The 11421-nt window shown below is 68.5% G+C and carries 11 protein-coding genes; 5 read left to right on the plus strand and 6 right to left on the minus strand.

Features of this window, described 5'->3' with window-relative positions; translation table 11 throughout:
- The first annotated feature begins 70 nt into the window (after window positions 1-70).
- The 3 genes from KF709_11930 (at window position 71) to KF709_11940 (ending at window position 1862) form a co-directional block, all read left to right on the plus strand.
- Window positions 71-658 carry a hypothetical protein gene (locus KF709_11930; protein MBX3175116.1) on the plus strand — a complete coding sequence of 196 codons (588 nt, stop codon included), beginning with the start codon at window positions 71-73 and terminating at the stop codon, window positions 656-658.
- Between the two features lie 368 nt (window positions 659-1026).
- Window positions 1027-1365 (plus strand): hypothetical protein, encoded by a 339-nt coding sequence (locus KF709_11935; protein ID MBX3175117.1) that lies wholly within the window; start codon window positions 1027-1029, stop codon window positions 1363-1365.
- 77 nt (window positions 1366-1442) lie between these two features.
- A complete protein-coding gene (locus tag KF709_11940; protein MBX3175118.1) occupies window positions 1443-1862 on the plus strand; it encodes a carboxypeptidase regulatory-like domain-containing protein in 420 nt (139 codons plus the stop codon).
- Window positions 1863-1928: 66 nt separating this feature from the next.
- Here KF709_11940 and KF709_11945 read toward each other — a convergent pair whose 3' ends face one another.
- Together KF709_11945 and KF709_11950 are read right to left on the minus strand one after the other, a co-directional pair.
- On the minus strand, window positions 1929-3356 hold the full coding sequence (locus KF709_11945) for an alpha-L-fucosidase (GenBank protein ID MBX3175119.1): 1428 nt from the start codon (window positions 3354-3356) through the stop codon (window positions 1929-1931).
- Window positions 3353-6046 (minus strand): glycoside hydrolase family 3 C-terminal domain-containing protein, encoded by a 2694-nt coding sequence (locus KF709_11950; protein MBX3175120.1) that lies wholly within the window; start codon window positions 6044-6046, stop codon window positions 3353-3355. The genes KF709_11945 and KF709_11950 overlap by 4 nt, the downstream gene beginning before the upstream one ends.
- 57 nt (window positions 6047-6103) lie before the next feature.
- Here KF709_11950 and KF709_11955 point away from each other — a divergent pair, with 57 nt between their 5' ends.
- A complete protein-coding gene (locus KF709_11955; protein MBX3175121.1) occupies window positions 6104-6646 on the plus strand; it encodes a hypothetical protein in 543 nt (180 codons plus the stop codon).
- Window positions 6647-6703: 57 nt separating this feature from the next.
- Here KF709_11955 and KF709_11960 read toward each other — a convergent pair whose 3' ends face one another.
- Complete coding sequence (locus tag KF709_11960; protein MBX3175122.1) at window positions 6704-7159, minus strand: hypothetical protein; 456 nt, start codon at window positions 7157-7159, stop codon at window positions 6704-6706.
- A gap of 176 nt (window positions 7160-7335) precedes the next feature.
- On the opposite strand from KF709_11960, the gene KF709_11965 reads away from it, so the two are divergent.
- A complete protein-coding gene (locus tag KF709_11965) occupies window positions 7336-9345 on the plus strand; it encodes a beta-lactamase family protein (protein ID MBX3175123.1) in 2010 nt (669 codons plus the stop codon).
- Window positions 9346-9388: 43 nt separating this feature from the next.
- Here the strand turns inward: KF709_11965 and KF709_11970 are convergent, their stop codons facing one another.
- From KF709_11970 to KF709_11980, 3 genes are read right to left on the minus strand one after another with little or no spacing between them, the layout of a single operon-like run.
- A complete protein-coding gene (locus KF709_11970) occupies window positions 9389-9784 on the minus strand; it encodes a RidA family protein (protein ID MBX3175124.1) in 396 nt (131 codons plus the stop codon).
- Window positions 9777-10241, minus strand: coding sequence for an acyl-CoA thioesterase (locus KF709_11975; GenBank protein ID MBX3175125.1), 465 nt, complete (start codon window positions 10239-10241; stop codon window positions 9777-9779). Before KF709_11975 ends, KF709_11970 begins: the two co-directional genes overlap by 8 nt.
- Entirely contained in the window at window positions 10234-11421 is a 1188-nt protein-coding gene (locus KF709_11980) for an acyl-CoA dehydrogenase family protein (GenBank protein MBX3175126.1), read from the minus strand. Before KF709_11980 ends, KF709_11975 begins: the two co-directional genes overlap by 8 nt.

An 11421-nucleotide genomic window follows, 5' to 3' on the forward strand; every position in this document is an offset into this window, starting at 1 on the left:
AACGCAACGCTGTCCAACCCTCGAAGTGAGCAGAACGATGTTGAGTCTCCCGACTTCCGCCTCTACCGCATTGCGGCGCACGCTTTCCCTTGCCGCGCTGCTCGTGGCCGTTCCCGCGACGCTGGCTGCGCAGGACAAGACGCTGCTCGGCAATGGCATCTCCAGCAGCGGCGGGATGGGCGGGCCGGTGCTCAAGGTGAGCAAGGTGGCCGGGACCTCGTCGATCTTCATGGGCGGCCGCGGCGGTTGGGTGATCAATCGCAAGTTCATCCTTGGCGGCGGCGGGTGGGGGCTGACCAACGAGAACATTCGCGCCAGCGACATCGGCGACGGGCGCGCGCGCCTGCAGATGGGCTACGGCGGCCTGGAGCTCGGCTACATGCACGACGTGAGCAGGCTCGTGCACTGGTCCGGCCACCTGCTGCTCGGCGGGGGCGGCGCGTCCTGGGATCCGCCGGCGGCAGCGAGCGACAACGAGGAGACCAGCTTCGCCGTCGTCGAGCCGGAACTGCATCTGGTCTTGAACGTCACGAGCTTCTTCCGGATCGGTGCCGGCGCGAGCTACCGAGTGGTGACCGGCCCTGGACTGCGTGAGGTGTCGGGGAAGGACCTGAGCGGCGCCGCTGGCGTGCTGGTCTTCAAGTTTGGTGCCTTCTAGGCCAGGGCCTGCCGTTCCAGCAGTTGCCACAATGTGATAGTAGGGGCTGCGCCGATCGTCCCCGGCCGCGCAATTAGCGGTGCCGGGGGCGTCCCCCGGCCGGGGAGCGATGTATGGCAGAGGCGTCGAAGCGCGGCAGGGATTTCACCGACTCGTTCGGTCTTGAGGTTGAGCGCCTACTGAAGGCGCTCCCCACCAACGCTCCCAGCGCGCGAAGTTCGGGCGCTATTCCGATACCAGCGGCGGCGCGGCTTGATGCTACGCCCGCGTTCACGCAATCGGTGCCGGTGTTTCCGCTGGCGCCGGCCGTTGCGGCTTCGACTCCGTGCTCGTCGTCCACTCCGACCGGCGCGCCCCGGCGAGTCTCTTTGGGCACCAATTCGGCCTCCGTTCGCGCCGCCCAGTTCGCCACGCCCGCGCGTGGGGCCTGGGCGCGGGCCGCCCTGGCGCTTGTGCTCGCGGTGGGGGTGATCTGGTGGCCGTACCCTGCATCCTGCGGGTTGCTGCTTGGGTCCTACGCGGCGGTGGTGCTGAGCGTGACCGTGGTCGGCGCCTGGACCTCGTGGCTGGCGTGGCGCGCACAGGTGCCGACCGCGCACGTGATTGGGCTCGGCGTGTCGTACTGGGGGATTGTGCTGGCGGCCGAGCTGGTGTTGCCGCGGATTGGATACGCTTCGGTGGAGGCGGGCTGGCGCTGCGTGGGCTAAGGCCAAGCTGGGTCGCTTCGTGACCGGAGCGACGGTTGGGCGGGTAGATTGGTGACAGACCTCCGCCGAGCGTGCCCGTGCGCCTTCCCGTTCGCTTTCGCCTTCTTGTTCTAGGCGGCCTCACGCTGCCGGCGGCGTCGTGCCTGTTCCCGACGGAGGTCTGCGGTTGTTCGCCTGGCCCCACCGTGGCGATGGTGACGGGTACCGTCGTCGATGCGTCGGACGCGCCGCTGGGTGGCGCACGGGTCTGGTTCACCGGACATCGAACGGGCGCCGCAGTCGCGGGCCCGCCGTTCTTCTCTAACGTCGTCACGACAGAACCGGACGGCGCGTTCCTGTCTCCTGCCGCTTCCCTCTCAGGCAGCGGTGAACTCGACGTCCACGCATCCGTGGTTCCGGATGGGAGTTCGGATACGCTGCGGCTCGTCGTCGGTCGCGTTCGGTTCAAGCTCGAGGACCCGCCGGATACGCTCACGGTGACGATTCGGTTGCCGTAAGTCCGCCGACGCCGCAGTCGAACCTGCGCGTCGCGCGCGCCGGCGCGCAACCGAGGCGCGTCGAGACTAGGGACCGAACGCGCCGATGCGCAGTTCGCCCGTCGGACCCTCGGCGTCGCTCACAACCACTCGCAAGCCATCGGTGGTGACGGAGGGAATCCGCAACAGCCGCCGATAGCCGACCGTCGTGCCCGTCGCCACTTGCTGCCAAGTGCCGTTCACGTGCGCCTCAAGCGCGTACGCGGCGACCGACTGCCCGTCCTCGATCCACTCACGCAGGTCCACGATGCCGACCGCACGCGGTGTCGAGAGCATCACGGTGGCCGTCCCGCCGCCACCGCGACGCGGGCGCCAGCGATACTCGCCGCCCTCGGCGAGATTCTCGGCGAAGGTCGCATCGAGTGCGGCACGCATGCCGAGCAGGCGCGCCGCATCGGTCTCGTGCAGCAGGCCCTCGCGCGTGGGCGGCACGTTGAGCAGGAGCTTGGAGTTGCGGCCTACGCTGGAGAAGTAGAGGCCGACGAGATCATCGACTGAGCGCACGCGCTCGTTCTCCGCCGGGTGATAGAACCAGCCGGGCCGGATGGATACGTCGGTCTCGCCGGGGCGCCAGACGGAGCCGCCGCGATCGCCTTCTTGCAGCGAGCGCATCACCTCGTCGCCGCTCAGGCCGGGGACGGGGACGATGCTGGGATCCACGGTGGACCAGTTGGTCTCGCCGGCCACGCCGCGCTCATTGCCGATCCAGCGCACGTCGGGCCCGGCGTCGGAGAACATCACGGCCGCCGGCTGCAGCTCGCGCACCTTGCCCCAGATGCGCGGCCAATCGTACTCCTGCCGCTTGCCGTTGGGGCCTTCGCCGTTGGCGCCGTCGAACCACACCTCGTGGATGTTGCCGTAGCGCGTGAGCAGCTCGGTGAGCTGCGCCTCGTACATATCGTTGTAGCGCGGCGAGTCGCCGTAGACGGGCGCGTTCTGGTCCCAGGGCGAGAGGTACAGCCCCGCACGCAGGCCCTCGGCGCGGCAGGCGTCGATGAACTCACGCACGACATCGCCACTGCCATTGCGGAACGGCGAGCTGGCGACGGAATGCGGCGTGGTCGCCGTGGGCCAGAGGCAGAAGCCATCGTGATGCTTGGCCGTGAGGATCATCGCCCTGAAGCCGGCGGCGCGGGCGGTGCGGGCCCAGGCGCGGGCGTCGAGGGCGCGCGGGTTGAAGATGCGCGGCGACTCGGTGCCGTCGCCCCATTCGCGGTCGGTGTAGGTGTTGACGCCGAAATGCAGGAACAGCGCGAGCTCGTCGCGCTGCCAGGTGAGTTGCGACTGTGAGGGCTTGGGGCGATTGGCTGTCGCTGCATCGGGCGCACAGCCAGTGAGCAGCGAGGGCAGGGCGGAGGCGGCCACGGCGGCGCCGGCGGCAGCGGCGCTACTGCCGACGAAGCGGCGACGATTGATGGGGCGGTGCATAGGCTGGCGGTCAGGATGGTCGGTCATCGGACGACAAGCTCCCCTCGGAGGCGAATGTCACGGGACGATGCGCCGACCTGGATGCGGAAGCGCCCGGGCTCGACGAGCCAGTTGAGGTTGGCGTCGAGCATCTGCAACTGTGCGCGGGTGATGCGGAAGCTCACTTCACGCGATTCGCCAGGTGCGAGTGTGATGCGCGTGAAACCGGCGAGTTGCTGCACCGGGCGTGCGACGGTGGCGAGCAGGTCGCGGATGTAGAGCTGCACCACTTCATCGCCCGCACGTGGGCCCGTGTTCCTGATGGTGGCGTACACGGTGGCGGAGCCGTCGGCGGTGATGGTGTCCGGTGTGATGCGCAGGCCGGAGTACGCGAAGGTCGTGTAGCTGAGGCCGTAGCCGAAGGGGAAGAGCGGATGGCCCGTGAGGTCGACGTAGTCGTCGCCGCGGCCGGTGGGCTTGTGGTCATACGTGAGCGGCAGCTGGCCTTCGCTCACGGGGAAGGTGATTGGGAGGCGGCCGGCGGGGTTCGCGTCGCCGAAGAGCACGTCGGCGATGGCGTTGCCGCCTTCGTCGCCGGGATATCCCGCGAACAGCACGGCGTCCACTTGGTCAAGCCAGGATGACATCGTGACGGCACTGCCTCCGACGATGATCACGACGACGATGGCGCCCGTCCTGGAGACCGCGCGAATCAGGTCCTCCTGCCGGCCCGGCAGGCGCAACGATGCACGGTCTCTGAACTCGCCTTCCTCGACGCCTGCGACCACGACTGCGACAGCCGCCTCCGTGGCCGCCGCCGCCGCATCGCGAATCCGCTGACGATAGTCCGTCTCGCTCGGGACTCCGGCATCCCATATGAGCCTTACCCTGGCATTGCCGGTGCTCTCGAAGTACTCAAGGCGGATCTCGTGCGTCGAGCCGGGCAACAGCTGAACGTCCGCAAGCGTTGTGCCGGCCGAACGCTTCTCCCAGTTGTCGATCGTGAGGTTGCCGTCGATCCAGAGGCGGAAGCCGTCGTTGGCCTCGACGCCGATGCGTTGGACGCCACCCTGCGGGACGGTGATGCGACCGGTCCAGCGTACCGAGTACCAGTCGAACGGGATGCCACGTGCTGGAGCGCTCAGCGTCCAACCGAAGTTGATCTGGGCGTCGGTGCGAGTGAGCGTTGGCGTACCGCTGAGGGCGTTGTTCGCGAAGTACTCACCGCGGAGGCCTGCGGCTGTGGGGGCGCGCGCAGCGGACCCGCGCGCTGCTCTCTCCCCGTTCGAGTGCGACAGCGCCTCGCTGGGCACCACGACGTACAACGGGGCCAGTCGCCCGGGGCCTTCGGCGTACGTGACCTTGGTCGTGGGAACGGCGGCGCGAATCGCGTCAAGAATCGATACCGGCGCCACTCCGCGGCCGGAGTAACCGCCACTGCGGGCTTCGACGGCGTCCGGTCCGATAACCGCAATGCTCGGCACGCCTCGATGAAGCGGCAGCACCCATGGCTTGTTGCGCAACAGCACCAGTGACCTGCGCGCCGCGTCGCGGGCCAAGGCGCGCGACGCGGCGAGATTGGCCAGATGCCCCGCCGAGTCCGGGTCCACATACGGCCGCTCGAACAACCCGAGCTCGAACTTGGCGCGCAGCACGCGCGCGACCGCTGCGTTCATCACGGAGTCGGACACCAGCCCGCGGCGAAAGGCCTCAAGGTACGGGCGATGCTGCGGCCACTCCGACTGGAAGACGACGTCGAGCCCAGCCGCATACGCGCGCTGCGTCGCTGTCGCCGTGCTGGCCTCGGTGAAGTGCAGCACCGTCGCGCCGCCAGTCGCAGCGGCGTCGGAGATGATGATGCCCTTGAAGCCCCAGTCACCCTTCACGATGCCATTGAGCAGCGGGCCGTTCTGCGTGGCGGGCAACCCGTCCACGGAGTTGTAGGCCGTCATCACCGAACGCGCGCCGGTCTCGGTGATCAGCGACCTAAACGGCGGCAGGAATCGCTCGTGGAGCATCCGCGTGCTGACATCTATAGGATAGCTGTCGCGGCCGCCCTCGCCGACGTTGGCCACAAGGTGCTTGGGCGTCGTGATAATGCCCGCCGACTCGAAGGCGCGCACGAAGTTGCGGCCCATCACGCCGGTGAGATAGCCGTCCTCGCCGAAGGTCTCCTCGACGCGGCCCCAGCGCACGTCGCTGGCGATGTTCACCACGGGCGAGAGCACCATCCGCACGCCGCGCGCCCTCGTCTCACGCGCCACCGTCTCGCTCACACGCGCGACCAGTGCGCTGTCCCAACTCGCCGCCATCCCGATGGCCTGCGGATACACCAGCGCGCCCTCACGCATCAGGCCGTGCAGGGCTTCATCAAATGGGATGATAGGGATGCCCAGCCGCGTGCGTTCCACGAAGTGCCGCTGGATGGCGTTCACCCGCTCCGCGTGTGCACGCGCGGCCTGCGTGGCCGGAATGCTGGTGTCAGCGCTGATCTGCAGGCCGAAGGCGCCGTGCGAGTAATCGTGCGAAGGGTCGTCGAGGCTGCCGGGGATCATGAAGAGCTGCCAGAACTTCTCCTCCAGCGTCATCCGCGGGATGAGGTCGGCGACTCGTTCCGCGATGCTGAGGCTGGGATTGCGGTATGGCGCGTTGCGCGGCGGGGCGGCTTCTTGCGAGGCGAGCGGAAGCGCGCTGGCCAGCACGAGGATCGGCAGCACGCGGCGAAGGCGAAGGGGCATCGGCCGAATCTACAGCCACCTGCGCGCCTGCACAGCACGAGGGCGTAGATTGTCCCGATGCGCGAATCCCGTCAGCTGCTGCGCCACTTCCTTGCCGCCCTCGCGTACCGCACGCAGAAGGCCTTGCGTGGCGCACCGGCAGATTTCGCGGACTTCCGCGCCGCGCCCACGGCCCGCACGCCGCACGAACTCCTCTGGCATATGACGGGCCTGATCGGCTTTGCCCGCACCTTCTTTCACGGTGGAAGCTTCGCGCCGCCGCCGGTCGCCACGCTGGCCGAGGAAGTCGCGCGCTTCCACAAGCAACTGGAGTTGCTCGCCGGCGATCTTGCCGACGCCTCGCTGACCAGCAGCCTGAGCGACGAGCAACTGCTGCAGGGCCCGCTCGCCGACGCGATGACGCACGTCGGCCAGTTGGCGATGCTACGCCGACTGCACGGAGAACCCGTGCCGAGCGAGAACTTCATCCACGCGGATGTGGATGTCGCGAACCTCACGAGCGCGCAGGCCGAGCCGCGCGCCCCCGATGCTTGGTGGCGAGCGGACCAAGGGCCGCTACCGCCCGGGCCGTTACGCCCGGACGGGACGCTGGAAGACTAGCGGCGAACGACTGGCGCCTGACAACTGGCGGCGGACGACTCGCGCCGCGCCTTGGCGCTACGGCTTGATGACGGGCCCGGCGCTGTCGGCGTCTGGCCTGCGGCTGATCGGATTCACGCCGAGTCCACTGATCTGGCCGTTGGGCTCCATCACGAAGCGGTAGACCACGGGTTCGGTCATCGACGACATTTGCGCCGTCTGCCAGTACTGCCGCTTGCCGCCGCGCCAGGCGAACTGCTCCTCGAGGATCTTTACGAAGTCCCCCGCGCGCATCGCGATCTGCGACATGCCTTCGAGCACGCCGTCGCGACCGCCGAGGTCATTGAGCAGGTTGGCGGTCATGTGCGCGGCTGCGCTGTCGGCGTTGGACGCCCGGAACCACTCCGCGAACTTGCGGCCGAACTCGAGGGAGTCCTTTTGGAGCGGCTCCTGCGCGGCGGCGGGCAGCGCGAGGCTGGCGGTGAGCAGGGCGGCGGCAAGGCCGCGGGCGGCGAATCGAGTGGACGTGCGCATTGAGTCTCCGTGGTGGCGGTGGTCTGCTCGCCGTACGGCCCGTGGCAGCGTCGGTTTCGTGCGATGGCGAAGCGCTCGCGCAACTCGCTGCACCCCGTACCTTTAGCTCGGCGCCACGTCAGTGGCGGCCACGTGGCAGTGTGTGCCTATTGTAAGAACTCCCACTGAGTGAACTGATGCGTCCCATTCGTGCCTTGCTCCCAGTCCTCGCCCTGCTTGCTGTCGTGCCATCACTCGCGGCGCAGACGCGCACAGCGATCCGCCGCGGTACGCCGGTTGCCGCGTCGTTGGCGGCCAACGACACGGCACGGTTCTCCATCAGCTTCGCCGACAGCACCTTCGTACTCGGCGCCGTGAGGCAGACGGATGAGCCGCTGGCGCTGCGCGTGATGACGGCCGCGGGCCAGCAGCGGGCGCGCTTCCAGGGACCTGGGACCGGTGACCTGCGCTATTCAGGCATCGTCGCGGCGGCCGGCGAGTATGTGATCGAGGTCTTCGCGCCGTCGCACAAGGCGACGCGGTTCACGCTGCGCTTGGACCGCCAAGAGCCCGTTGCCCGCGATCCGCGCCGGCGCGCCGACCAGCTCATCGCCCGCTACGACGCGCCAGACACGCCCGGTGCCGTGCTGCGCGTCTGGCGCGACGGGCGCACGCTGTACTCGAAGGCCTACGGCACGGCGAACCTCGCCTATGCAATGCCGTACCGCGTCGATACCCGGACGAACATCGGCTCGACATCCAAGCAGTTCACGGCCTTCGCAATCCTGTTGCAGGCCGAGCGCGGTGCCCTCTCGCTGGACGATGACATCCGCAAGCACATCCCCGAGCTGCCCGACCTCGGCGACACGGTGCGCGTGCGGCACCTCGTCACGCACACCTCTGGCCTGCGCGAGATCTTCAACCTGATCGAGATGTCGGAGCGCAACGCGATGGCGGACTGGATCGATCGCGACGAGTTGATCGAGGTCGTCCAGCGCCAGCCCAAGCTGCAGAACGAGCCAGGGACGGAGTTCAACTACAACAACACGGCCTTCGGGCTGGCCGCGCTGATCGTGGCGCGGACCTCGGGCAAGGACTTCGCGACGTACATGCGCGACGAGGTGTTCCTGCCGCTTGGGATGACTCGGTCGATGGTGCGCTCGGACCGCAATGTGATCGTACCCGATGGTGCGCCGGGCTATATCCCGACTGCGGAAGGTTACCGCGAGAGCGGAGACCTGGCCGCGGCGATGGGTGCCGGCGGCATCTATACGACGGTGGAGGACCTTGAGCGCTGGGCGCAGAACATGGATTCCCCAACGCCGAAGGTCGGCACGCGGGCGATCTTCGACCGGATGATGACCGACTCGCCGCTCAAGGACGGCAAGGCCTCGGGCTACGGGATGGGCCTGTTCGTGGACACGCAGCGTGGGCAGCGCCGCGTACACCACGGCGGCGCGGACATCGCGCACCGCTCAATGCTCGTGTTGTATCCGGACATCAACGCTGGCGTCTCGTTGCAGAGCAACCACGCGGCGTTCAGCTACGCGGCGGCGTTTGAGATCGCCGAGGCCTTCTTTGCGGATGCATTCAAGGACTCGACGACGGCGGTGGCATCTTCAACGCCTGCCAGCAGCTATGACCCGGCATCAATGACGGCCGCGCGCTTCGCGGGGCTCGAGGGGCGCTTCGCGCTGGTGGCGGCCCCGGCCTTCGTGCTGCGCTTCTTCCGCGACGGCTCGACCTTCTACACCCAGGCCACGGGCCAGCCGCGCATCGCGATGGTGCCGACCTCGGACTCGACGTTCAAGCTGACGGGCGTGGAGGCCTCGCTGCGCTTCCAGCGCGGCGCAAACGGGCGCGCCGAGTCGGTGATCCTGGTGCAGAACGGAGAGCAGCGGGCCAATCGGTTGCCTGATTCGCCGGGCGAAGGACGTCCGGCCGTGAACCTCGCGGACTTCGCCGGGAGGTACCACAGCGAGGAACTCGATTCGTGGATGACGCTCGTCGTGCGCGGCGACTCGTTGATTGCCGAGCAGCGTCGGCGCGAGGATGCGCGGCTGGCGCCCGATGAGGCCAAGGCGGACACATTCGCCGGCCGCAATCTCACGTTTACGTTCGAGCGTGACCGGAACGGGCAGGTGATCGGGTTCTACGTCTCGAACGGCCGCACGCGGGACGTGCGGTTCGAGCGGGCGCGGCCCTAGGCACTCACGACGGCGCCGTCGTACGGCGGCGCCGTCACCCCACCTAGCGCGGCAGCACCGCAATGGCCTGGATCTCGACCTTCGCGCGATCCTCGAGCAGCGCCGAGACCTCGACCATCGCCATCGCAGGCCACGTGCGGCCGATGACCTCGCGGTAGACCTCGCCGATCTCGCGCGCCTTGGCGAGGTAGTCGCGCTTGTCAGTCACGTACCAGGTGAGCTGCACGAGGTGCTCGGGCTTCGCGCCGCCAGCGGCCAGTACCGCGACGACGTTCTGCAGCGTCTGCCGCACCTGCGCGACCAGGTCGTCGGTCTCCCACTCGCAGTTCGCGTTCCAGCCCACCTGGCCGGCGACGAACACGAAGCGTCCCTCGGCGGCGATCCCGTTGGAGTAGCCGCGTGGCGCGGTCCAGCCGTCGGGTTGGAGGATCCTATGCACGATGGCTGTCCTGAAAGCGGGTGAGGCCGTTCCGCACGGCGTCGGGCCAAGGGATCGAGCGATGGTTGTCGAGAGACGTGGCGACGAGCACCTGCGTGGCGCGCCAGAGCTCGGTGTCGTCGCGCGCGATGCGGTGCTCCAGCGTGAGCGAGCTGCGGCCCACGCGTGCGACGCTGACGGACCAGTCGAGCCGGTCGCCGTGAAAGCCGGGCGCGCCGAAGGTGACGTCGAGCTTCACGGTCGGTGTGCCCACGCGCTGCCGCGCGAAGAGTTCGGGCCAAGGCGCGCCGACACTGGCGAAGAACTCCTCGACCACGCCGACCAGGTGATTGAAGTAGGCAGGGAAGTACGCGATGCCCGAGGGATCGCAGTCGCCGAAGCGCAGGACGCGCGTGGTGGTGAAGGACGTCACGCGATCCTCGGGCATCTGCGCACAGTTGAACGGGGACTCACGCATTCCTCAGCAGTTCGCGCGCGACGATGAGCTTCTGCACCTCGGTGGCGCCCTCGTAGATGCGCAGCGCGCGGATCTCACGGTAGAGCCGCTCCACCACCTCGCCACGTGTGACACCGCGACCGCCGAACAGCTGCACGGCGCTGTCGATGACCTGCTGCGCGGACTCGGTGGCCAGCATCTTGGCCATCGCCGCCTCCTTGGTCGTGGGCTGTCGCTGCACGTCGCGGCGCCACGCCGCGCGATACGTGAGCAGCGCGGCGGCCTCCACCTGCGTGGCCATCTCGCCGAGCGTGCCTTGCGTCAGTTGCAAGTCGGCGAGCGTGCCGCCGAAGATGGCACGGGCCTTGGCGTGCGCCACCGACTCGTCGAGCGCGCGCCGCGCGAAGCCCAGTGCCGCCGCGGCGACCGAGGTGCGGAAGATGTCCAGCGTGCGCATCGCGAGCTTGAATCCGCCGCCGGGTTCTCCAAGGCGGCGTGATGCCGGAATGCGGCAGCCATCAAAGCGCAGCGTCGCCAACGGATGCGGCGCGATCACATCGATGCGTTCCGCGATGCTGAAGCCGGGATCGTCCGCAAAGACGACGAAGGCCGAAAGACCCTTGGTGCCGGGCCCTTCGCCCGTGCGCGCGACCAGCGTGTACACGTCGGCGATGCCGCCGTTGCTGATCCAGGTCTTCTCGCCGTCCAGTACATAGTGGTCGCCGTCGAGTCGGGCGGCGCACTGCATCGCCGCCACGTCGGAGCCGGCGCCGCTCTCTGACAACGCAAAGGCCGCGATCCACTCGCCCGCCGAGACCTTGGGCAGCACCTGCGCGCGCAGGGCGTCGCTACCGGCCAACGAGATGGCGCCGGTGCCCAGCCCCTGCATGGCGAAGGCGAAGTCGGCGAGGCCTTCGTGCCAGGCGAGGATTTCCCGCGTGAGGCAGATGGAGCGCGAGTCCAACGACGTGGCGTCGGCGCCGGGCTTGGCGACACTGACAGAGAGCAGGCCAGCCCTGCCAAGTTCACGCACCAGCGCGCGGCATTGCACATCCACGTGCGCGCGGACGTCGCTGTGCTTCAGCGTGAGCCCCGACGCGAACTCTGCGACGCGCGCCGCCCAGGCGGCGTGCTCCTTGCCAAAAAACGGCCAGTCGAAGTGCGCGCGGCTCGGCGCGAGTGGCGTGGAGTGTGCGGCCAC

This window comes from Gemmatimonadaceae bacterium (assembly GCA_019637445.1).
Classification (GTDB): Bacteria; Gemmatimonadota; Gemmatimonadetes; order Gemmatimonadales; family Gemmatimonadaceae; genus Pseudogemmatithrix.

Bases quoted from the DNA above. Each gene is read 5' to 3' on its own strand.
- KF709_11975 (MBX3175125.1), bottom strand. From the start codon at position 10,241: ATGCGTGAGTCCCCGTTCAACTGTGCGCAGATGCCCGAGGATCGCGTG.
- KF709_11955 (MBX3175121.1), top strand. From the start codon at position 6,104: ATGCGCGAATCCCGTCAGCTGCTGCGCCACTTCCTTGCCGCCCTCGCG.
- KF709_11960 (MBX3175122.1), bottom strand. From the start codon at position 7,159: ATGCGCACGTCCACTCGATTCGCCGCCCGCGGCCTTGCCGCCGCCCTG.
- KF709_11950 (MBX3175120.1), bottom strand. From the start codon at position 6,046: ATGCCCCTTCGCCTTCGCCGCGTGCTGCCGATCCTCGTGCTGGCCAGC.
- KF709_11945 (MBX3175119.1), bottom strand. From the start codon at position 3,356: ATGACCGACCATCCTGACCGCCAGCCTATGCACCGCCCCATCAATCGT.
- KF709_11965 (MBX3175123.1), top strand. From the start codon at position 7,336: ATGCGTCCCATTCGTGCCTTGCTCCCAGTCCTCGCCCTGCTTGCTGTC.